18 protein-coding genes are annotated in these 22,350 nt (G+C 74.0%); 16 read left to right on the top strand and 2 right to left on the bottom strand.

All coding sequences use genetic code 11. The features are described from left to right. The 8 genes from recO to RB146_12535 all read left to right on the top strand — a co-directional run. On the top strand, positions 1-734 hold a 734-nt coding region (recO, locus tag RB146_12500; protein MDQ7829789.1), incomplete at its 5' end, for a DNA repair protein RecO. Between the two features lie 46 nt (positions 735-780). Next, a complete protein-coding gene (locus tag RB146_12505) occupies positions 781-1,032 on the top strand; it encodes a hypothetical protein (protein MDQ7829790.1) in 252 nt (83 codons plus the stop codon). A 54-nt stretch (positions 1,033-1,086) separates the two neighbouring features. After that, positions 1,087-2,433, top strand: a complete 1,347-nt coding sequence (locus RB146_12510; protein ID MDQ7829791.1) for a glycine--tRNA ligase — start codon at positions 1,087-1,089, stop codon at positions 2,431-2,433. Between the two features lie 151 nt (positions 2,434-2,584). Next, on the top strand, positions 2,585-5,332 hold the full coding sequence (ppdK, locus tag RB146_12515; protein MDQ7829792.1) for a pyruvate, phosphate dikinase: 2,748 nt from the start codon (positions 2,585-2,587) through the stop codon (positions 5,330-5,332). 30 nt (positions 5,333-5,362) lie between these two features. After that, positions 5,363-6,403, top strand: a complete 1,041-nt coding sequence (locus RB146_12520; protein MDQ7829793.1) for a deoxyguanosinetriphosphate triphosphohydrolase — start codon at positions 5,363-5,365, stop codon at positions 6,401-6,403. Positions 6,404-6,629: 226 nt separating this feature from the next. After that, positions 6,630-6,839 (top strand): cold shock domain-containing protein, encoded by a 210-nt coding sequence (locus RB146_12525; protein ID MDQ7829794.1) that lies wholly within the window; start codon positions 6,630-6,632, stop codon positions 6,837-6,839. A gap of 209 nt (positions 6,840-7,048) precedes the next feature. Further along, positions 7,049-7,633, top strand: coding sequence for a ribosome-associated translation inhibitor RaiA (gene raiA, locus RB146_12530; protein ID MDQ7829795.1), 585 nt, complete (start codon positions 7,049-7,051; stop codon positions 7,631-7,633). Between the two features lie 62 nt (positions 7,634-7,695). Beyond that, a complete protein-coding gene (locus tag RB146_12535) occupies positions 7,696-8,376 on the top strand; it encodes a hypothetical protein (GenBank protein ID MDQ7829796.1) in 681 nt (226 codons plus the stop codon). 16 nt (positions 8,377-8,392) lie between these two features. Here RB146_12535 and RB146_12540 read toward each other — a convergent pair whose 3' ends face one another. Then, positions 8,393-9,817, bottom strand: a complete 1,425-nt coding sequence (locus tag RB146_12540) for a hypothetical protein (protein ID MDQ7829797.1) — start codon at positions 9,815-9,817, stop codon at positions 8,393-8,395. Between the two features lie 239 nt (positions 9,818-10,056). On the opposite strand from RB146_12540, the gene secA reads away from it, so the two are divergent. From secA to RB146_12580, 8 genes are all read left to right on the top strand, one after another. Continuing rightward, positions 10,057-12,735 (top strand): preprotein translocase subunit SecA, encoded by a 2,679-nt coding sequence (gene secA / locus RB146_12545; protein MDQ7829798.1) that lies wholly within the window; start codon positions 10,057-10,059, stop codon positions 12,733-12,735. Next, positions 12,714-14,816: an apolipoprotein N-acyltransferase gene (gene lnt / locus RB146_12550; GenBank protein ID MDQ7829799.1), complete on the top strand. Its 2,103-nt coding sequence runs from the start codon at positions 12,714-12,716 to the stop codon at positions 14,814-14,816. The genes secA and lnt overlap by 22 nt, the downstream gene beginning before the upstream one ends. A 226-nt stretch (positions 14,817-15,042) precedes the next feature. Continuing rightward, a protein-coding gene (prfB, locus tag RB146_12555; GenBank protein ID MDQ7829800.1) for a peptide chain release factor 2 occupies positions 15,043-16,093 on the top strand; the annotation gives its coding sequence in 2 pieces (ribosomal slippage) (positions 15,043-15,057 and positions 15,059-16,093; 1,050 coding nt in all). A 7-nt stretch (positions 16,094-16,100) separates the two neighbouring features. After that, on the top strand, positions 16,101-16,811 hold the full coding sequence (locus RB146_12560) for a DUF2993 domain-containing protein (GenBank protein MDQ7829801.1): 711 nt from the start codon (positions 16,101-16,103) through the stop codon (positions 16,809-16,811). Then, positions 16,808-18,850 carry a DUF5693 family protein gene (locus tag RB146_12565; protein MDQ7829802.1) on the top strand — a complete coding sequence of 681 codons (2,043 nt, stop codon included), beginning with the start codon at positions 16,808-16,810 and terminating at the stop codon, positions 18,848-18,850. The genes RB146_12560 and RB146_12565 overlap by 4 nt, the downstream gene beginning before the upstream one ends. A gap of 5 nt (positions 18,851-18,855) precedes the next feature. Further along, a complete protein-coding gene (csaB, locus tag RB146_12570; protein MDQ7829803.1) occupies positions 18,856-19,977 on the top strand; it encodes a polysaccharide pyruvyl transferase CsaB in 1,122 nt (373 codons plus the stop codon). Between the two features lie 87 nt (positions 19,978-20,064). Continuing rightward, the gene (locus RB146_12575; protein ID MDQ7829804.1) at positions 20,065-20,328 is read left to right on the top strand and encodes a stage V sporulation protein S; all 264 of its coding nucleotides are present in this window, start codon (positions 20,065-20,067) and stop codon (positions 20,326-20,328) included. 41 nt (positions 20,329-20,369) lie between these two features. Continuing rightward, the gene (locus RB146_12580; GenBank protein ID MDQ7829805.1) at positions 20,370-21,323 is read left to right on the top strand and encodes a ribose-phosphate pyrophosphokinase; all 954 of its coding nucleotides are present in this window, start codon (positions 20,370-20,372) and stop codon (positions 21,321-21,323) included. Here the strand turns inward: RB146_12580 and RB146_12585 are convergent. After that, entirely contained in the window at positions 21,316-22,155 is an 840-nt protein-coding gene (locus tag RB146_12585) for a sugar phosphate isomerase/epimerase family protein (GenBank protein MDQ7829806.1), read from the bottom strand. The two genes, RB146_12580 and RB146_12585, sit on opposite strands and share 8 nt — an antisense overlap. Positions 22,156-22,350: the final 195 nt, after the last annotated feature.

Here is a 22,350-nt window from a genome sequence, read left to right on the forward strand (position 1 = left end):
GCGTCTACAAGGCGGAAGGGGTGGTCCTGCGGCGGCGGGCGCTGGGGGAGGCCGACCGCGTCATCACCTTCTACACGCGCGAGCACGGCAAGGTGGACGCGGCGGCGCGGGGCGTCCGGCGGGGGACGAGCCGTCTGGCCGGCCGGCTGGAGCCCTTCACCCACCTCCGTCTCCTCCTGGCCCACGGTCGTTCGCTGGACGTGGTGGCCCAGGCCGAGGTCGTGGCGGCCCTGGCCCCGCTGCGCACCGACCTGCACCGCTTCGGGCTGGCCGCGCTGATGGGCGAGCTGCTCGACGCTGCCGTCCCCGAGCGCGAGGCCCTGCCGGCGCTCTTCGACCGCTTCGTGGCGGCGCTCCACCTGGTGGCGGAGGACGATGCCCTCCGGGGCGCCCTGTGGTTCGCCCTGCAGCTGGTCAGCCTGGCCGGGTTCGAGCCCCACCTGACCGCGTGCGCCCGGTGCGGCCGCCCACCCGGCGGAGGGGTGCGCTGGAGCCACGCCCTGGGCGGGGTGGTCTGCCCCGCCTGCGCCGGGCGGGACCCGCAGGCCGTGCCCCTGCGGCCGGAGGAGGCCGCCGCCCTGTCCCGCCTGCTCACGGCCCCTCCGGCGGCCGTCCCCGCGGCCACCCCGCCCCGGCCCGAGCGGCTGCTCGACCTCCTGCGCGGCTACGCGGAGCACCGGCTGGAGATGCGGTTGCGCAGCCCGGCGGTGATGGGCCGCTTCCCGCCACCATGACTGCGCCGGCGGAATGGGGGTATAGTCAAGACACGGAGGTGGGGCGATGGAGATCGACCTGGAGCGGGCCAAGCGGGCCCTGATGGAGCTGGGGACAGCACTGGAGGAAGCGCGCCAGGTGGTCTCGCCGGGGACCCCCGGGCACCTCCGGATCAAGACCGAGAACCGGGTGATCGAGCTCCCGATGTCCTGGGCGCTGGGCGGGCTGGCCGCCTTTGCCCTGGCCACGCTGCTCGCGCGCGTGCCCACCCCCATCACGCGGAAGCTGCGCGAGGACGAGCCGCTCGGTATCGGCTAACACCCCCCACCGGCCCCGTCGCCTGCGCGCGGGCGGCGTCGCTATACTCAGGGCATGCCGGTCCCGCTCGACAGCCTGGAGAAGATCGCCAACCTGGCCAAGCGGCGGGGATTCGTCCTCCCCTCGGCGGAGATCTACGGGCCGCTCGGGGGGATCTACGACTTCGGGCCGCTCGGCGCGCTCTTCCGCCAGAACCTGCGCGCCGCCTGGTGGGAGCGCTTCGTCCAGCAGCGCCCCGACGTCGTCCCCATCGAGAGCGCCCTCATCACCCGCCGGGAGGTCCTGCAGGCCTCCGGGCACGAGGAGTCCTTCACCGACCCGCTGGTGGAGTGCGTCGTCTGCCACCAGCGCTTCCGCGCCGACGAGGCGATCCCCCCCGCCCGCGACCACGCGCACCGCCTGACCGAGCCGCGCCAGTTCAACCTGATGTTCCGCACCTACGTGGGCTCCACCGAGGAGACGGGGGACCTGGCTTACCTGCGCCCGGAGACGGCGCAGGGGATGTTCGTGAACTTCAAGGCGGTGGCCGAGGTGGCGCGCCTCAAGATCCCCTTCGGCATCGCCCAGATGGGGAAGAGCTTCCGCAACGAGATCACCCACGGGAAGTGGCTCTTCCGCCTGCGGGAGTTCGAGATCGCGGAGATCGAGTACTTCGTCCAGCCGGGCACCGACGCCGCCTGGTTCGACCACTGGCTGGAGGCGTGGGAGCGCTTCTTCCTCGACCTGGGGATCGCCCCGGCCAACCTGCGCCGCTACGAGCACCCGCCGGAGAGCCTGGCGCACTACTCCAAGCGCACGGTGGACCTGCAGTACCGCTTCCCCTTCGACTGGAGCGAGCTGGCGGGGGTGGCCAACCGCACCGACTACGACCTGAGCCGCCACCAGCAGTTCTCCGGGCGGGACCTCACCTACTTCGACGAGGCCACCCGCACCAAGTACGTCCCCTACGTCATCGAGCCGACCATGGGGCTGGAGCGTGCCATGCTCGCCTTCCTGGCCGACGCCTACCGGGAGTACCCCGGCGGGCGGGCGGAGCACGGGGAGGGGGAGACGGAGGTCGTGCTGCACCTCCACCCGCGCTTGGCGCCCATTACCGCCGCCGTCCTCCCGCTGGTGCGCAAGGACGGCCTGCCGGAGATCGCCCGGGAGCTCGCGGGCGAGCTCCGGCGGTACTGGTTCGTCCAGTACGACGAGAGCGGCTCCATCGGCCGGCGCTACCGGCGCTTCGACGAGATCGGCACGCCCTGGTGCATCACCGTGGACGGACAAACCCGCCAGGACGAGACGGTGACGGTGCGGGACCGGGACACCATGCGCCAGGAGCGCGTCCGCATGGCGGAGCTCGTCCCGTGGATCCGGGAGCACCTGGCCGGGGCGAAGGCGCCGGCCCCCGCGTCGTGAGCCGCTCTCCCGGGACGTCGAGCACGTGCCTTGCCATCCGGCACGCCGCCTCCCATCATAGCATCGGCGTCGCGGTGCACCTGCATCGGCGGCGCGATGACCGCGCATCGGCGGCGCGAGGCCCGCATCCGGTGCCGGACGGAGGGATGAGATGGCTGAGGTGAAGGAGCGCCCGCCCCAGACGCGGAGCCGGTGGACGATGCTCTTCGAGGAGGGCGACGCGACCATGCGCGACCTCCTCGGCGGGAAGGGGGCGGGGCTCGCCGAGATGAGCCGCATCGGCCTGCCCGTCCCGCCCGGCTTCACCATCACCACGGAGGCCTGCCTGGCCTACTTCCGGGCGGGGCGGCAGTTCCCCGAGGGCCTGCTGGACGAGGTGCGCGAGAAGCTCGCGGTGGTGGAGGAGCGCACCGGTAAGCGCTTCGGCGACCCTCGGAACCCGCTGCTGCTCTCCGTGCGCTCGGGCGCCAAGTTCAGCATGCCCGGGATGATGGACACCGTGCTCAACCTGGGCTGCACGCCTCAGACGGTGGAGGGGCTGGCACGGCTGACCGGCGACCCGCGCTTCGCCTACGACGCCTACCGCCGCTTCCTCCAGATGTTCGGCAACGTCGTGCTGGGGCTGCGCCACGAGCTCTTCGAGCACGCGCTGGAGGAGCTCAAGCAGGCACGGGGGGTGGCGCTGGACGTGGAGCTGACGGCCGAGGACCTGCGCGAGCTCGTGCGTCGCTACCGGGCGCTCGTGGAGGCGCAGCTCGGCCGCCCCTTCCCCGAGGACCCCCTCGAGCAGCTGACCATGGCCATCCGCGCCGTCTTCGAGTCCTGGCACAACCCGCGGGCCGTCACCTACCGCCGCCACCACCGCATCCCCGACGACCTGGGCACCGCGGTGAACGTCCAGGCCATGGTCTTCGGCAACCTGGGGGCCGACTCGGGGACCGGCGTGGCCTTCACCCGTAACCCGGCCACGGGGGAGAAGCGCGTCTACGGCGAGTACCTGCTGAACGCCCAGGGCGAGGACGTCGTGGCCGGCCTGCGCACGCCCAAGCCCATCGCGGAGCTGGAGCGGGACCTGCCCGAAGCCTACCGCCAGCTCCTCGACGTGTGCGCCCTGCTGGAGCGGCACTACCGGGACGTGCAGGACATCGAGTTCACCATCGAGCGCGGCCGCCTCTACCTCCTGCAGACCCGCGCCGGCAAGCGCACCGCCCAGGCGGCGGTGCGCATCGCCGTGGACATGGTGCGCGAGGGGCTGATCTCCCGGGAGGAGGCCGTGCTGCGCGTCGACGCCCACGAGTTCGAGAAGATCCTCCACCGTCAGGTCGACCCCCACGCCCCCAGGCGGGTGCTGGCCCGCGGGCTGGCGGCCAGCCCGGGCGCGGCCCAGGGGGCGGTGGTCTTCGACGCCGACGTGGCTGCCGAACGCGGGCGGCGCGGGGAGCGGGTCATCCTGGTGCGGCAGGAGACCAACCCCAACGATGTCCACGGCATGCTCGTGGCCCAGGGCATCCTCACCGGCCGGGGCGGCATGACGAGCCACGCCGCCATCGTGGCCCGCGGCATCGGCACGCCGGCGGTGGTGGGGGCGGAAGCGCTACGCATCGACGAGGCCCGCGGGGAGTTCCGCGTCGACGGTACCGTGGTGCGCGAGGGGGACGTCATCACCATCGACGGCAACACCGGGGAGATCCTCCTGGGCGCGGTGCCGCTGGTCGACCCGCAGCTGGGCGGGGAGGTGGAGGAGTTCCTGCGCTACGCCGACGAGTTCCGCCGCCTGGGGGTGCGGGCCAACGCCGACTACCCGGAGGACGCGCGCAAGGCCCGCGAGTTCGGCGCCGAGGGGATCGGGCTGTGCCGCACCGAGTACATGTTCACCAAGGCCGAGCGGCAGCCCATCTACCTGCGCCTGATCATGGCCCGCACCAGCGAGGAGCGGCAGGCGGCCCTGGACCAGCTCCTGCCGCTGCAGCGGGAGGACTTCAAGGGCCTCTTCCGGGAGATGGCCGGGCGGCCGGTGATCATCCGCCTCTTTGACCCGCCGCTGCACGAATTCCTCCCGCCCCTGGAGCAGCTGGTGGAGGAGATCACCCGTATCGAGCTCACCGGACAGGAGTCGGCGTGGCTGCGCGACCAGCGCGAGCGCCTGGGGGTGCCCGCCGCCGACCCCGAGCGGCTGGAGCGCCTGCGGGCCCTGCGGCAGCGCGTCCAGGAGCTGCGCGAGGTCAACCCGATGCTCGGGTTGCGCGGGTGCCGGCTGGGCATCCTCTACCCTGAGATCAACGAGATGCAGGTGCGGGCCATCCTGCAGGCCGCCATCGAGTTGAAGCGGGACGAGGGGACGGACGTCATCCCCGAGATCATGATCCCGCTGGTCGGGCACCCCAACGAGCTGCGCGTGGTGCACCAGCAGTTGGCCGCCATCGCCGAGCGCCTGGTGCGGGAGTCGGGCGTTCCGGTGCGCTACCTGTTCGGCACGATGATCGAGCTGCCGCGGGCGGCGCTGGTGGCCGACCAGATCGCCGAGCTGGCCGAGTTCTTCTCCTACGGGACCAACGACCTGACCCAGACGGTCTTCGGCTTCTCCCGCGACGACGCCCAGGCCAAGTTCCTGGCCGCCTACATCGAGCGCGGCATCTTCACCGAGGACCCCTTCCAGGTCCTCGACCGCCAGGGGGTGGGCAAGCTCATGGAACTGGGGACACAGCTCGGCCGGCGCACCCGCCCCACCCTGGAGGTGGGGATCTGCGGGGAGCACGGCGGCGACCCGGCCTCGGTGGAGTTCTGCCACCAGATCGGGCTCGACTACGTCTCCTGCTCGCCCTTCCGCATCCCCATCGCGCGTCTCGCCGCGGCCCAGGCGGCCCTGCGGGAGCGGGTGGCGGTGGCCAGGGACGTCTGAGCGGTTCCTCGCGCGCCCGGCGCCGTCGGGATGACCCCTCGCGAGGCCATCGAGGCGCGCGAGCGCGGCTGGCTGCGCCCCGGCGCCGCGCTGGCGGCCGCCTCCCGCGGGCGCGCGGTCCCCGAGCCGGAGGACGACCTCCGCACCGCCTTCCAGCGTGACCGCGACCGGATCCTGCACAGCAAGGCCTTCCGCCGCCTGAAGCACAAGACCCAGGTCTTCCTGGCCCCCGAGGGCGACCACTACCGTACGCGGCTGACGCATACGCTCGAGGTGGCGCAGATCGCCCGCACCGTGGCCCGGGTGCTGCGCCTCAACGAGGACCTCACCGAAGCGGTGGCGCTGGGCCACGACCTGGGCCACCCGCCTTTCGGCCACGCCGGGGAGGCGGCCCTGCACGAGGCGATGGCGCCCTACGGCGGCTTCCACCACGTCGAGCAGTCGCTGCGCGTCGTTCGCCAGCTGGAACGGCGGCGCCGCGCCGACGGCACGGAGGTGCGCGGACTCAACCTCACCTGGGAGGTGCTCGACGGCATCGGCGGGCACTCCAAGGGCCTGGCCGACCTGGGGGCGGCCGAGGGCATGCTCCCGGCCACCCTGGAAGGACAGGTCGTGCGCCTGGCCGACCGCATCGCCTACGTCCACCACGACATGGACGACGCCGTGCGGGCCGGGCTGATGGCCGAAGCCGAGGTTCCCCCTGCGGTGGTGGCGGTCCTGGGACGCGCCCGGGGCGCCTGGCTCGACACTGTGGTCCGCGACCTGGTGACCCACAGCGCCGAGGGCCCCATCCGGTTGAGCGACCCGGTGCGCGAGGCGCTGGACCGCCTGAAGGACTTCCTGACGGCGCGGGTCTACCTGGGTCCGCACGCCGCCGCGGACGTCCGCCGCGCCCGCGTCGTCGTGCACGCCCTCTTCGCGCACTTCCTGGAGCACCCTGAGGCGCTGCCTGACCGCGATCCGGCGGAGCCCCTGCCCCGGGCGGTGTGCGACTTCCTGGCCGGGATGACCGACCGCTTCGCCATCCGGATGTACGAGCAGCTCCACCCCGGCCGTCCCCGGCCCGCGTGACGAGCGGCCGCGTGGGGAGCGGCCCGGGTGCGCCGCGGCCCGGGTGCGCAACGGCCCAGGTGCGGAGCCCGCGGCAGGGAGGCGCTGCCTGGATGCAGAATATGCACATGTCTGCAACAACATTCGCCGGCGGAAAGGAGGGCTGGGGTACGCACGCCGGGGACTTTCCGCCCCCGAGGGGCGCGTCGCGGCCCGGCCGCGACGGGGAGTGGGAGGCGTACAGCGCATGCCGTACCGCGGAAAGGTGAAGTGGTTCAACCCCGAAAAGGGGTATGGGTTCATCGCCCGTGACGACGGGCGGGACGTCTTCGTCCACTACTCCGCCATCCAGATGGAAGGTTTCCGCACCCTCGAGGAAGGCCAGCTCGTGGAGTTCGAGATCGTCGAGGGCGCGCGCGGCCCGCAGGCCTCCAACGTCGTCCGCATCATGGAGTGATCCGGGTGGCCCGGCGGGCGCCTGGCGCGGCGTCCCGGCGGCGGCCGGGGCGCCGCGCGGCTTTGGGGCCGGGCGGGCGCGCCGCCAGTGCGGTCGTGGACGTCGCCACCGGACCCCGCAGGGGCCGAGGAGTTTCCCTCCTCGCAGCCGAAGTCTCTCTCGGACCAGACCGGTGTCCATCCCCGATCCTGCTGCGATGGAGGACTCCCGTGCCCCGGCCCCGACAGGCTGAGCCGCTGCAGGTCATTGTCCAGGGGCGCCACGTCGAGGTGACGCCCGACCTCCGCCGCTACGTCGAGCGCAAGCTCGGGCGCCTGCGCCGCCACTTCGACCAGATCACCCAGGCCCAGGTGGTCCTCAGCCACGGGCGGTCCTCCCGGGGGCAGGGCTACCGGGCGGAGGTGACGATCTGGGGGGACGGCGTCGTGCTCCGCGGCGAGCAGGCCAGTGCGGATGCCCGGGCCTCGGTGGACGGGGTGGTGGACAAGCTGGAGAAGCAGGTGGCCAGGGTGCGCAGCCGGCTCATCCGCAAGCGCCGGATCGACGCCGCGCGCACCAAACAGCGCCGCCGCGCCGCCTCCGAGGCGGCGCGGCGCGGCTCGCCGGCGGAGCTGCCGCCCGAGGTCGTGCGCACCAAGCGGTTCGCCCTCAAGCCGATGACGGTCGAGGAGGCGATGATGCAGATGGAGCTGCTGGGCCACGACTTCTTCGTCTTCCGCCGGATGGAGACGGGCGAGGTCAACGTCCTCTACCGCCGCCGGGCGGGGGACTACGGCCTGATCGCGCCGGAATAGGCCGCCGCGCCAAGCCGGTCGGCGCGGGGCAGGTGGAACGACGCGCGGAGGGGAGGCAGGGGATGGAGCGCACGCAGCGTGCTCCGGAGCAGGGCGACGGTGGCGCCGTGACCCGGCAGGCCGAAGAGGTCATCCGCCGCCTGCGCGGCGTCCTCTCCGTGCGGGCCGAAGCCGACGCCCAGGGCCGCCTGGAGGTGATCCACGTCCTGGGCGAGGCGGACCGCAGCCCCAAGCTCATCGCCATGGAAGTGGCTTCGGCGCTGGCCGCGGAGCTGGGTCTGCAGGTCGACCCCCGGCAGATCCGCGTGGCGGGCCTGCGCGGCGCCGAGACGGGCGTCCCCGCCCCGCAGGCGCGGCTGAAGTTCGTGGGCCTCACCGTCGCCTCGCTGCACGGCACCTGCGAGGTGAAGGTCCACCTGGAGGACCGCGGCCTGCGCTACGAGGGGGTGGCCTCGGGGCCCAATACCACCCGCAGCCGGCTGGAGCTGGTCGCGACCGCCACGCTGCGCGCCGTCGAAGTCTTCCTGCGGGCGAGCGGGATGCTGGTCCTGGACGGCGCCGCGGTCGTACGCGTGGGCGATCGGGACGTGGCCGTCGCCGTCGTGACCCTGGCCGGCCAGGACGAGGAGGTCCTCAGCGGCTCGTCCGTGGTGCGGGACGACCCCCGCGAGGCCATGGTCCGCGCCATCCTCAACGCGCTCAACCGCCCGGTGGGCTGGCTGGCCGCAGGGCGCCCACGCTAGCGGCCACGGCTCGTTGTCATGGTGCATGAACCGGCGGGCCGCGTCCCCGGCCGGCGAGGGAAGAGACGCCCTGACAGTCTCCCGACGATGGTGCACCGCCAGGAGGTGCACACTCCGCCACGACCTGACCTGGGGCAGCAGGCTTCGGTCGCGGGCAACTCGTCTCGGGGCGAGGGGGCGCGGGGCCGCGGCGAGGGGGCGCGGGGCCGGGGCCCTCGACCGACCTGGCCTCATAGCGGTTGTGGGCCCGGCAACGCAACTGGATGTTCTGCACGGTTGCCGGACCGCCGGTGGCGTATGGCACGACGTGGTGGAACTCCAGGAAGGCCACCTCGGTGCAGCGCTGGCCGGTCTGGCCGATGAACGCACAGCGGCCTCCGTCCCGGTCCCAGACGGCACGGCGCACGGCGGCGGGGATGTGACGCGAACGGCTGGCGGCATCCGTGGGGGCCGGCACGTCTCCGGGGTCCCCGGTCGCGAGGGGAGACGGCTCCCCCGGACGCGGGCCGGCGCCCGGTGCCTGGCTGGCTGCGGCAGGCACAGTAGTCCCCGGAAGAGGGGCGACCGACCTGGGGCGCTGTGCACCTCCGAGTTTCCGCCTGGTCAACTCCCGGAGGAGGGCGGTGAGGGCGCGGTCCACGATGGTGGCCACGTCGCCGTCGGGGACCTGGTGGCGCATTAGGGCCTGGGCCTGCCGCAGCTTGGCGCAGGTCTCGGCGCTCGCCGTGAACTGGATCTTGTAGTGCTGCGGCCCGAGCGGGGCGATGACCGCCCGGCGCGCAGCCGCTGGTGCTCCCGGCCCCAACCGTGCCGGTGAGGCGGCCAAGACCGAGGGAGGGGCGGGGGCCGACGAGGCGGCCAAGACCAGGGGAGGGGCGTGGGCCGACGAGGCCGGGGATCCCCGCTGCGCTGCTGGCCCGAGCGGTGAGGTGGCCTCGGTGGTCTGCTCCGTTCCTGCAGGGTGTGAAGGTGGCCCGGGAAGACCGGCTCTGACGGGGAGGCGGCGGACGAGGGTGGGGACCGGCGGCTGTGGGGACAGCCGGGCCACCAGCTCCGCGACCTCGCGTTTGCTCTTGTAGGCGGCCGCCTCGAGCAGCTGCAAGTGATTCTCCGGGGTCAGGTGGGGGGCGAGGAGGCGCAGGGTGGCCAGCGTCAGGGCGCCGTCGACCAACCGCTCCAGGACGACGGGGAAGCGCCTGGCCAGCCGGGCCGCCTGGATGCGGTTGTAGGCGCTGTGTTCCGAGAGCCGCAGCCCCTGGGTGCAGTAGACGAAGAGCGAGGCGTAGCCCTGCGTCAGGTGGAGGCTTCGTGCCTCTAGCTCGCCCAGGTGGACGATGAGGGCGACGGTGGCCTCTCGTTCGCGGGCGGCAAGGTGCTGCACGCGGACGAGGAGGTCGGTGTCAGAGAGCCGCGCGGCGGCGGCGAGCAGGGATGTGGTCATGGCATCCTTACGATCGTCCGCCTCGCGGAGTTTTCCGGGGGGACGGAACTCGTCCCGGGACGAGTTGGACCGTCGGGCCCGTCCGCGGCGGCAGCGCCTGACCCCCGCCGCCCACCCGAGGCTGGCCCGGCGCCGCTATGCCCGACGGGTGGCCAGGCTAGCCGCCGCCACCAGGCCGGCCCGCCTACACCCGGCGCCCCGGGCCGGGTCGTCTATCGGGTCGTCTATAATGAGACGTCATGGGACTGTTGCAGCGGCTGCTGGGCGACGCCAGCGAGCGCGAGGTGCGCCGGCTGCAGCCGGTGGTGGAGGCCGTCAACCGGCTGGAGGCCCAGTACGAGCGCCTCTCCGACGAGGCGCTGCGGGCGAAGACCGACGAGTTCCGCGCCCGGCTGGCCGCGGCGCTGGCCGACGTGCCCGAGGACCGCCGCCGCGCCGCCGCCCAGGCTGCGCTGGACGAGCTCCTCCCCGAGGCCTTCGCCGCCGTGCGGGAGGCCAGCAAGCGCACCATCGGGCTGCGCCACTTCGACGTCCAGCTCATCGGCGGGGCGGTGCTGCACAGCGGCAAGATCGCCGAGATGAAGACCGGCGAGGGGAAGACCCTCGTGGCCACCCTGCCGGTCTACCTCAACGCGTTGCTCGGCCGCGGCGTGCACGTCGTCACCGTGAACGACTACCTCTCCCGCCGCGACGCCGGCTGGATGGGGCCCATCTACCACGCCCTGGGGCTCTCCGTGGCGGCCATCGGCCACGAGTTCAGCGGCCTCTACGACCCGGCCTACCAGGACCCCCACCCGCACCACGACGACCGCCTCAACCACTTCCGCCCCATCAGCCGGCGGGAGGCCTACCACGCCGACATCACCTACGGGACGAACAACGAGTTCGGCTTCGACTACCTGCGCGACAACATGGTGTTGCGCCTGGAGGACATGGTGCAGCGGGACCTCTACTACGCCATCGTTGACGAGGTGGACTTCATCCTCATCGACGAGGCGCGCACGCCGCTGATCATCTCGGGGATGGTGGAGGCCCCGTCGGACCGCTACCGGCAGTTCGCCCAGATCGTGCGCCGGCTGGAGCCGGGCGTCGATTACACCGTCGAGGAGAAGCTCAAGAACGCCACCCTCACCGACGAGGGGGTGGCCAAGGTCGAGCGCCTGCTCGGCATCGACAACCTGGCCGACCCGGAGCACTTCGACCTGATGCACCACATCCACAACGCGCTCAGGGCGCACGCCTGCTACCACAAGGACGTGGAGTACGTGGTCAAGGACGGCCAGGTGATCATCGTCGACGAGTTCACCGGCCGGCTGATGTTCGGCCGGCGCTACGCCGACGGGCTGCACCAGGCCATCGAGGCCAAGGAAGGGGTGAAGATCGAGCGGGAGAGCCAGACGCTGGCCACCATCACCTTCCAGAACTACTTCCGCATGTACGAGAAGCTCGCCGGCATGACCGGCACGGCCAAGACGGAGGAGGAGGAGCTCCAGAAGATCTACAACCTGCCGGTGGTGGTCATCCCCACCCACCGCCCGATGATCCGGCAGGACCTCCCCGACCTGGTCTTCAAGACCGAGCGGGCCAAGTGGAAAGCGGTGGTCGAGGAGATCGAGCACTGGCACCGCCAGGGGCGGCCGGTGCTGGTGGGGACGCGCTCCATCGAAAAGAACGAGCACCTCTCCGAGCTGCTGCGCCGGCGCGGCATCCCCCACCAGGTCCTCAACGCCAAGCACCACGAGCGCGAGGCGGAGATCATCGCCCAGGCCGGGCGGCTGGGGGCGGTGACCATCGCCACGAACATGGCCGGCCGCGGCGTGGACATCATCCTGGGGGGCAACCCCCCCGACCCCGCCGAGGCGGAGCGGGTGCGGCAGCTCGGGGGCCTGCACGTCATCGGCACGGAGCGGCACGAGGCCCGGCGGATCGACAACCAGCTGCGCGGCCGCGCCGGACGCCAGGGGGACCCGGGGAGCAGCCGCTTCTACATCGCCCTGGACGACGAGCTGATGCGCATCTTCGGCGGCGAGCGCGTGGCCGCCTGGATGGACCGGCTGCGCATCGACGAGGACACGCCCATCGAGCACGCCCTCGTCACCCGCCAGATCGAGGCCGCCCAGAAGAAGGTCGAGCAGTACCACTTCGACGTCCGCAAGCACGTGCTCGAGTACGACGACGTGATGAACGTGCAGCGGAAGGTCATCTACGCCGAGCGCCGCAAGGTGCTGCAGGGCCAGCAGCTGCGCGAGAACGTCGTCGACATGATCGAGCGCCTGATGACCGACCTGGTGGCCGCCTACTGCCCCAAGGGCGTCCCCCGGGACGAGTGGGACCTGGAGGGGCTGCGGGAGGCCGCGGCGGCGCTGGCCCCGCCGCTGGCCGCGCTTCCCCTCGACGAGCTGCGGGGAACGGCCGAGGAGGTGGAGGAGCGCCTGGTGGCGCGCGCCCTGGAGGCCTACGAGGCCAAGGAGCGCGAGGTGGGCCCCGAGGCGATGCGCGAGATCGAGCGCCTGGTGCTCCTGCAGGTCATCGACCGCAAGTGGATCGACCACCTCCAGCGGATGGACCACCTGCGCGAGGGGATCGGCCTGCGGGCCTACGCTCAGGTGAGCCCGCTCATCGAGTACCAGCGCGAGGGCTACGACCTCTTCCAGGCGATGCTGCGCGACATCCAGGAGGAAGCCCTGCGCCTCCTCTACCGGGTCCAGGTGGAGCCGGGCACGCCCGCCCCGGCCCCTGTGCGGCGCCGGGTGCCGGCCCTCGTCACCAACCGCCCGCCGGACGGCGGCGGCTCCCCGGCGGCGCGCCCCCGCCCCTCCGGCGGCGGCGGCGGGCCGGGGCGGAAGCTGGGGCGCAACGACCCCTGCTGGTGCGGCTCGGGCAAGAAGTACAAGAAGTGCCACGGCCGCGAGGCCTGAACGCGGGGCGCGCCGGCCCCGGCCCCACCCCCGCCGACCCCGCCGCATCCCCCGCCGGCCGCACCGGCAGGATCGCCCGTCCCCTGTGGCTGCCGTCCGCGCTGGCAGCGCTGAGCGGCCTGCTGCTCTTCGCCGCCTTCCCGCCGCTCGACCGGGGCCTGCTGGCCTGGGTGGCGCTGGTCCCCTTGCTGCTGGCCGTCGAGGGGCGCACGCCGCGGGCGGCCTTCCGGCTGGGTTACCTGGGCGGATGGGTCTGGTTCGGGCTGCTGCTCAGCTGGATCCCCCTCTTCGGCGTCGCCACGTGGGTGGTACTGGTGGCGGTGATGGCGCTCTACCCGGCGCTCTTCGCCTGGGCCGTCCGGCACCTGGCCTGGCGGCGGCCGCAGGCGGCGCTGTGGCTCGCCCCGCTGCTGTGGACGGCGGTGGAGGTGGTGCGGGCGGAAGGGCCGCTCGCCTTCCCCTGGGGCTTCCTCGGCGTGAGCCAGCACCGCGTCCTGCCGGCCCTCCAGCTGGCGGCGCTCGGCGGGGTGCACCTGGTCTCGCTGGCCGTCGTCCTCGGCAACGTCCTGGTCGTCACCCTGGTGCGCAGGCCCGTGCCATGGCGACCCCTGGCCGCCGCCGGTACCCTGCTGGCCGCCGGGCTGCTCTTCGGGACGTGGCGGGCGGGGTGGGCCCTGCCCGCCGGTCCGGTGGCGGCCGCCCTGCAGCCCAATGTCCCCCCGCTCTTGAAGGGCGACGCGGCGACGCGCCGGGGGCAGCTCGACCGCATGCGCGACCTGACGGTGCGCGCCGCGCACGACGGAGCGGCGCTCATCGTCTTCCCCGAGAGCGCCGTCCCCGTGAACCTCTTCGGCCCGGCCGGCGCGCTGGCCGCCGTCGCCGCGTGGGCGCCAGAGCGCGTCGTCGTGGCCACCAGCCTGGAGGTGGGTACCACCGCCCAGAACACGGCGGCGGTGCTCTCCGGGGGACAGGCGTTGGGCCGTTACGCCAAGCGGCGCCTGGTCCCGTTCGGCGAGGCCGGCATCACCCCGGGCCGCTGGACCGACCCGGTCTCCACGCCGCTCGGCCGCCTGGGCGTGGCGGTGTGCTATGAATCGGCCTTCGCCCTCCCGTCCCTGCGCGCGGCGCAGCGGGGGGCGGCCGTGCTGGTGGTGGTGACCAACGACGGGTGGTTCGGCCGCACCGCCGGCCCGGCGCAGCATGCCGCCTTCGCGGCGGTGCGGGCCGTGGAGACGGGGCGCAGCGTGGTGCGCGCCGCCAACACCGGCATCTCCATGATCGTCGACCCGCTGGGACACGTGCGGGGGTCGCTGGGCCTCGGCCGCGCGGGGATCGTGCGGGCGCCGCTCAGCCCCCCGGTGACGACCCCCTACCTGCGGGGCGGGTGGCTCGTCGCGCCAGCGGCCCTGGCGGCCGCGCTCCTCCTGCTCCTCCCGCTCCGGGAGGCCGTGGGGGCGGTGCGCGGCGATCCTGCGCTGCGGCGCCTGGGAGCGGCACTGCTCCTCCCCGGTGCCCTCGTCCTGGCCGGATTCGTGCCGGTATGGGCGAGAGGGGAGCCCGCCCCGGTGTGGCCGCCGGGGGCCGGGGACGGGACGCTGACGGCCTGGGTGCTGCCGCTGGCGGTGGCCGCGGCGAGTGCGGCCTTCGGGGTCAGGCCGACCGGGCGATCGGTCCTGCTGAGCGCGGCGCTGGGCTCGGCGGTGGTGCTCCTCTTCGGGGGCACGCTCCTTGGCGCGTTCAGCCGGCACGGGATACCGCTCCGGCTCGCTCCACCGGGGGCGGGGTGGGCGGTGGGGGGCGCCCAGCTGCTGCTGGCCGGGGTGGCCTGGGAGTTCTGGCTGCGCGGGGCGGTCTTCGAGGCAGCCCGGGCCTGGCGCGGTCCGGCGGCGGCGGTGGCGCTCTCCGCCCTGCCGGCGCTCCTGCTGGCGGGGAGCACGACGCAGGAGGCGATGCTCTGGGCGTTGCTCACCGGCGTCCTCTTCGGCCTGATCCGGTGGCTGACCGGTGACGCGGTCGGTCTCGCCCTCCCCCGGGCGGCAGGATTCCTCCTCCTCGCCGCGCTGCCCGGGGTGCGCCTGTAGCCAGGCCCGTGGCCGGGCCGGCGGTCGGCGGGGCGACTCATGGCGGAGCACCCGATTGAGGACCGCAGGCGCGCAGACGCACGCCCGCGTGCGCGACGAGGCGCTATAGAGGCGCTATAATGGGACCGTAGTGGAGCGTGAAGTCAGGGCTGTGACCAAGGAGTTCGCCGTGACGCTGGAGGAGCTGCGGGCCGTCACCGAGGGCGCCCGCCGGAAACTCGCCGCCATCCGGGGGCATCTTTGACCCCGACCTGAAGCGGCGCCGCATCGCCGAGCTGGAAGCGGCGATGCAGCGCCCCACCCTGTGGAATCATCCGGACGAGGCGCGCCGCCTGGGGCGCGAGCTGAGCACGCTGCAGGCCGAGGTCGAGGCCGTCGAGGACCTGACCTGCCGCCTGGCCGACCTGGAGGTGTTGCTTGAGCTGGCGGCCGAGGAGCCGGGCACGCTGGCGGTGGAGGAGCTGGTCCGGGAGGCGCGGACGGTGCAGGAGGCCGTCGACCGGCTGGAGCGGGAGATGCTCCTGGGCGGCCCCCACGACCGCGACGACGCCATCCTCGCCATCCACGCCGGGGCCGGCGGCACCGAGGCCGCCGACTGGGTGGCCATGCTGCTGCGGATGTACCTGCGCTGGGCCGAGACCCACGGCTACCGCACGGAGATCGTCGACCTCTCCCCGGGCGAGGAGGCGGGGATCAAGAGCGTGACCGTCATCGTCGAGGGGCCCTACGCCTACGGCTACCTGCGCGGCGAGCGTGGGGTGCACCGCCTGGTGCGCATCTCCCCCTTCGACGCGGCGCGCCGACGGCATACCTCGTTCGCGCTGGTGGACGTCATCCCGGAGCCGAAGGAGGTCGACGTGGAGATCCGGGAGGAGGACCTGCGCATCGACACCTACCGGGCGGGCGGGGCCGGCGGGCAGAACGTGAACAAGGTGGAGACCGCGGTGCGCATCACCCACCTGCCCACCGGGATCGTCGTGCAGTGCCAGAACGAGCGCTCGCAGCACGCCAACAAGGTCAACGCGCTGCGCATCCTGCGGGCCCGCCTCCTCGAGTTCGAGGAGGCGCGCCAGCGGCAGGCCCTCTCCGAGCTGCGCGGCCAGCACCGCGAGGCCGCCTGGGGGAACCAGATCCGCTCCTACGTCCTCCACCCCTACCAGCTGGTGAAGGACCACCGCACCGGCGTGGAGGTTGGCGACGCCCAGGCGGTCCTGGACGGCGACCTCGATCGCTTCATCGACGCCTTCCTGCGCCAGCCTGCGGGGGCCCGGGCGTAGGCCGGGGATGGGCCGCCCGCCGCGCCCGCTCCTTTGGATCGCCGGGGCGATCGTCGTCCTGGCGCTCCTCCTTGGCGCCGGGCTCCCTTCGCTCGTGGCCTGGCGTCTCGAAGCGGCGCTGGCCCGCTCACTGCAGGGACGGCCGCAGGTGGTGGTACGCACGACCCCTGGCGGCGCGGTGACCGGCCGGCTGCGGCAGGTGCGGGCCGACGTCCGGAGCGCCGTGGTGAACCGCATCCCCGTGGACCGGCTGCGCATCGACCTGCGCGGTGTGGAGGTCGACGCCTCCCGCCTCTACCTGCGCCGGCAGTTCGTCCTGCGCGCGGTGGCCTCGGGGGAGGGCGAGGTCGTCCTCACCCAGGCGGACCTCCAGCGCCTCCTGCGGGAGACGAAGGGGGTCTCCGCGGCCGCGGTGACGCTGGACGACGGCATGGTCACCGTGGAGGGCGACGTGCGCCTGGAGGGGTTCGCGCGTGAGCTGCCCCTGCACGTCCGCCTGGAGGGGCGCCTGGTGGCCACCGGGCCCACCACGGTGGGGCTGCACGTCCGCACCCTCACCCTGAGCGGCCTGGTCGTCCCCGGGGAGTTCGGCAACGCGCTCGTGGGGGCGATCAACCCCCTCCTCGACCTCCGGGACCTGCCCGTGCCGGCGCGCATCACCGACGTCCGGGTGGACGACGGGGCGGCGCGCATCGCCGTGGCTGTCACGACCCGATGAGGCGCTACCCGCGGCTCACCGCCGTCCTGCTGGTCGGCCTCCTCGCCGCGGCGGCCATCCTGGGGCTGCGCTGGCGGCTGGAGGCGCAGGGGCGCACGGTGGACGTCATCCTCGACGGGGAAGCCTGGCAGGAACTGGCCGTCCGCGAGGGGACCTCACCGGCGGGACTGCTGGCCGAGCTACGGGCCCAGGGGGCGCGCTCCCTGGCGCTCTATGAGGCGACCCTGCGGCGGCTCCGCGACCGGGGAGACCTCTACTACACCTCTGGAAGCGCGCTCCTGGCTGCATCCCGGGCCGGCACGGTCCCGGCGGCCTTCCGTGCGGTGCTGGCCACGGGGCGCCTGCGGCGCGGCGCGGTCTACGTCGTGCCCGCGCCGCACCTGGCCGGGTGGGTGGAGGCCGGCCTGCGCGCGGTCCTGGGCGCGGGGCGCGTCCGCCGGACGGGCGGGCTCCTGGAAGTGCTGGGGACCGAGAGCGACCTGGAAGAGGTGGGGCTCGGGTTCCACCCGGAGGAGGTGGCCGTGGCGCGGGCCCGCGGCTTCGACGTCGTCCTGCGGGTGCGCAACTACCGCGGGCTGACCGCGGAGGGCCTGGCGGGGAAGCTGCGCCGCCTGGCGGCGGTGGGGCAGGGGCGCACCGTCGTCTTCGAGGGGGCGGATGTCCTGGGCTACGAGCGGCTCATCCCCGAGGCCGCCGCGGGGCTGCGCGCGCTGGGCCACCGCCTCGGCCGCATCGAGGTCTTCACCGTCCGCCGGCGCCAGCGCGGCGAGGACCGCCTCACCGCGCTGATGCAGCCCGCCGTCCTGCGCCTGTTCAGCATCACCCCCGAGGAGCTGGCCACGCTGGCCCCGCCGGCCGCCCGCGACAAGTACGTCCGCGCCGCGCTGGAGCGCCACATCCGCCTCCTCTACCTGCGCCCCTTCACCGCCACGCCGGCGGGCGTGGACCCCCTGGAGGTGAACCGCGCCTTCGTGGGCGACCTGGTGCGGGAGCTGCGCGCGCGGGGCTTCCGCGTCGGCCGGCCGGAGCCGCTGCCGCCCGTCCGGTACCCGCGGGTGCTCCTCCTCCTGGTGGCGGCCGGCGCCTGTGCCCTGGGAGCGGTCCTGCTGGGGGAGGGGTTGCGGGTGAGCGGCCTGCCCGTGCGGGAGGGTCCGCTCCTCGGGCTGGTGGCTGCCGGCGTCATGGCCACCGCAGGGCTCGCGCTGCTGGCCCCCGGCCTCTTCACCCTGTGGCGAAAGCTCCTGGCCCTCGGTGCGGCCATCGCCGGCGCCACGCTGGCGGTCTTCCTGCCGCTGCAGGAGGAGGCCCGGGGGAGTCCGCCGGCGCCGGGGTTGCTTGTGGCGCGGGGGTGGCTCGTGCTCTGGCAGGCCACGGGGGTGAGCATCGTCGCGGGGGGATTGGTGGCGGGCCTGCTGACGGCCTGGCCCTTCATGATGGCCGTGGAGGTCTTCCTGGGCGTCAAGGTGGCCCACGTCCTGCCGCCGGCCCTGGCCCTCGGGCTGCTGGCCCTCGCCGCCCGCCCGGCGTCGAGCCCCCAGGCGGCGGTGCGGGCGGCGTGGGCGTGGCTCGACCGCCCGCTGCGCCTGCGGACGGCGGCGGTGGCCCTGCTCGTCGGCGTGGCCGCCGTGATCCTGCTGGCGCGCAGCGGGAACTTCGGCCTGCCCGTGCTCGCGCTGGAGGAACGGCTGCGGCTGTTGCTGGAGCAGGCGCTCGTGGCCCGCCCGCGGACCAAGGAGTTCCTCATCGGCCATCCGGCCCTCGTCCTGGCCGGGAGTGCGGCCGCGCTCGGCCTGCGCGGGTGGGCGCTCCCGCTGGCGGCCGTGGGGGCGATCGGGCAGGCGGGCATGATCAACTCCTTCTCCCACCTGCACACGCCGCTGGTCATCGTGCTGTGGCGCACGCTGAACGCGCTGGTCCTGGGCTCCCTGCTCGGCGGGGCGGCCGCCCTCCTGCTGGTGGGGATGGGCCGGCGGGTCGGACTCTTGCCCTCGCCCCCCGAGCCGCTGCCGGTGCGGGCCGCGCCGCCGCCCGCGCCGTAACCGGAGTGCCTCGCGAGGAAATCGTCCTCTCCGGCTACTACGGCTTCGGCAACCTGGGCGACGAGGCGGTGCTGTCCGCCACGATCCGCACCCTGCGCGCCCGGCTCGGAGACCTGCCCGTCACCGTCCTCTCGGCCCGGCCGGCCGAGACCGCCGCCACCCACGGTGTGGCGGCGGTCCACCGCACCGACCCGCGCGCGGTGTGGCGGGCGCTCGGCCGCGCCCGCCTCTTCCTCTCCGGCGGCGGGTCGCTCCTGCAGGACGCCACGAGCGCCCGCAGCGCGCTCTACTACCTGGGCGTCCTGGCGCTGGCCACGGCGCGCGTCCCGCGGACGATGGTCTACGCCCAGGGGGTCGGGCCGCTGCGCCGGGGCTGGGTACGGTGGCTCGTCCGGCGGGTGCTGGACCGCGTGGACGTCGTGACCGTGCGCGACGCCGACTCCCGCTCGCTCCTGGCGGCCCTCAGGGTGCGCCGCAGCCCCACCCTGGTCGCCGATCCGGTCTGGCTGCTCGACCCCGCGCCCCCCGAAGCTCTCGCGCCTCGCCTGCGCTCGGTCGGGGTGGGGGAGGGGGAACCGCTCCTCCTGGTGGCCGTGCGCCCTTGGAGCGGCGACCGGTTCGTGGGGGCGCTGGAGGCGGGGCTCCGGGAGGCGGCGCGGCGGCTGGGGGCCCGAGTGGTGGCGCTCCCCTTCCAGCGCGGCCGTGACCTGGCGCTCTCCACCCGGGTGGCCGCAGCCGCCGGCGGGGTCCTCCTCGACCCGCCGCCCGTCCCGGAGGAGGTGCTGGCCCTGGCGGCCCGGGCGACGGCGGTGGTGGGGCTGCGGCTGCACGCCCTGATCCTGGCGGCCCGGGCGGGCACCCCGCTCGTCGGCCTGGCCTACGACCCCAAGGTTGGGGCCCTCTGCCGGGAGCTCGGCCTCCCCGACCCGCTGCCGCTGGCGGTGGAGCCGGACGCCCTGGCGGGGGCGGTGGTGGCCGCCGCCACCGACGCGGCGGTGCGCGCCCGGCTGCGGAGCGCGCTGCCGGCCATGCAGGCCCGGGCCGCGGCGGCCGGTGAGCTGGCCGCCCGCCTCTACGCGGGGGCGGCACCCCGGGGGAGAGGAATTCCTTTCCTGGGGCCGGAATAGTGGCCGGTGCCGGGCGGCAGTTGCACAATGATAAGCGAGGGGACGCAGCAGACGTCGTCCATGGCGCGGGACAAGGAGGCGCCGACCATGCCGGAGGTGCTCAAGGTCTCAGCAGACTCCAAGCCCAAGTCCGTCGCCGGCGCGCTGGCGGCGGTCCTGCGCGAGAAGGGAGCCGTCGAACTCCAGGCGGTGGGGGCGGGCGCGGTCAACCAGGCGGTGAAGGCCATCGCCATCACGCGCGGGTTCGTCGCGCCCAACGGCATCGACCTCGTCGCCATCCCCGCCTTCACCAAGGTGGAGATCGACGGCGAGGAGCGCACCGCCATCAAGTTCCTCGTGGAAGCCCGCTAGGCACGTCTGCGCCGGAGCCGACGTGGGCAGCAGGCGGGGTGATGGCTGAGCAGCCCGGCGGACGCCTGAAGCTCTTCGCGGGCACGGCCAACCGCTGGCTGGGCGAGGAGATCGCCCGGTACCTGGGGATTCCGCTGGGGCGGGTGACCATCACCCGCTTCGCCGACGGCGAGATTTACGTGCGCTTCGAGGAGAACGCGCGGGGCGAGGACGTCTTCGTCGTCCAGCCGACCTCGCCGCCGGTGAACGAGCACCTCATGGAGCTGCTCATCATGCTGGACGCGCTCCGCCGGGCCTCGGCGGGGCGCATCACCGCGGTCGTCCCCTACTACGGCTACGCCCGCAAGGACAAGAAGGATGCGCCGCGCGAGCCCATCACCGGGCGGCTGGTGGCGGACCTGCTGGTGACGGCCGGGGCGGACCGAGTGCTGACGGTGGACCTGCACGCCGGGCAGATCGAGGGCTTCTTCAACGTGCCGGTGGACCACCTGCGGGCGATGCCCCTCTTCGCCGACTACCTGCGGGAGAAGGGCCTGCGCCAGGCCGTGGTCGTCGCCGCCGACGAGGGGGCGGTGAAGCGCAGCAAGCAGCTGGCCGACCGGCTGGACCTGCCGCTGGCCATCATCTTCCAGCGGCGGGTGGGCAAGGACGTGAAGGAGCCGGTGCAGATCGTCGGCGAGGTGGAGGGGCGCACCCCCATCATGATCGAGGACATCATCGACACCGCCGGCACCCTGGCCAACGCCGTGGACGTGCTCGTGCGCTCGGGGGCGCGGCGCGAGGTCTACGTCTGCGCCACCCACGCCATCCTGGCCGGCCCGGCGCTGGAGCGGCTGAGCCGCGAGGAGATCCGCGAGGTCATCCTCACCAACACCGTGGCCATCCCCGGGGACCGGCGCCTGCCGAAGTTCACCATCCTCTCCGCCGCACCGCTGCTGGCCGAGGCCATCCGGCGCATCCACGAGCACCAGTCGGTGAGCATCCTGTTCACGTAGCGTCCGCCAGCAGGCGGCGGTAGGCGGCGACGGCGCGGCGCAGCACCGCCCGCACCGCCTCAGGCGTGGCGGGGTGGGGCGCGCCCAGCTCGAACATCAGCGGGCCGTCGTAGCCCGCCGCGCGCAGGACGGGGACGAACCCCTCCCACGGCGCCGTCCCCTCCGTGGGGACCAGGTGCAGGTCGCGCTCCCCGGTGTTGTCGTGCACGTGCAGGGTGACGAGGCGGGCGCCCAGCCGGGCGGCGGTGTGCGGCGCTTGGCCGGTGATCCAGCCGTGGCCCGTGTCCCAGCACGCCCCCAGCCGGTGGAGGCCCGGGCGGCCCGCCAGGGCGAGGAAGTCCTGCGGCGTCTTGAAGACCGCCTCCGGCCAGGAGTGGTTCTCGATGACGAGGCGCAGCCCCAGCCGGTCCGCGTCCTCCTGCAGCTGCGCCGCGCTTTCCGCCAGCACCGCCTGCCGCGCGGCCCGCTCCTCCGAGGTCTGGGGGCTGCGGCCCATGGCGTCGCAGACGAAGACCTGCGCGCCCAGGTCGGCGGCGGCCTGCATGGCCTGATGCATCACCTGCAGCGAGGTCGCCACCACCTCGCGGTCGAGCGCCGTCACGTCCAGCGGCGGGCCGGCCGGGCTGTGGCAGGACCACAGCCGCAGCCCGTGGCGCGCCAGCGCCCGGGCGGTGGCGGCCACCAAGCCGGCGTCCGCGTAGTCGAACTCCTCGGTGACGTAGCCGTGGATCTCCACCCACGGCGCCCCGTCGGTGCGGCACTCGGCGAGCAGCGCGAGTCCCTCGGGGAGCGCGCGCAGGCCCAGCACGCTCGTGGACAACCCCAGGTGCATCGGCGGGCTCCTGTCGGGATGCGTAGATGTCCTGGGCGGGCGCGCCGCAGCGGATCCGCCGCGGCCGCCGCCGCGCCGCGAACGGCAACCCGGCGACTAGTGTACACTACTGGCGAGGCGGCGCCGCGGCGGCGCCGCCTGCGCGTGCAGGGCAGGAGCGTGATGGCGTGAGCGTGCGCACCCGGTATGCCGGCA

This window comes from Armatimonadota bacterium (assembly GCA_031081585.1).
In the GTDB taxonomy this organism is placed as follows: domain Bacteria; phylum Sysuimicrobiota; class Sysuimicrobiia; order Sysuimicrobiales; family Humicultoraceae; genus Geohabitans; species Geohabitans tengchongensis.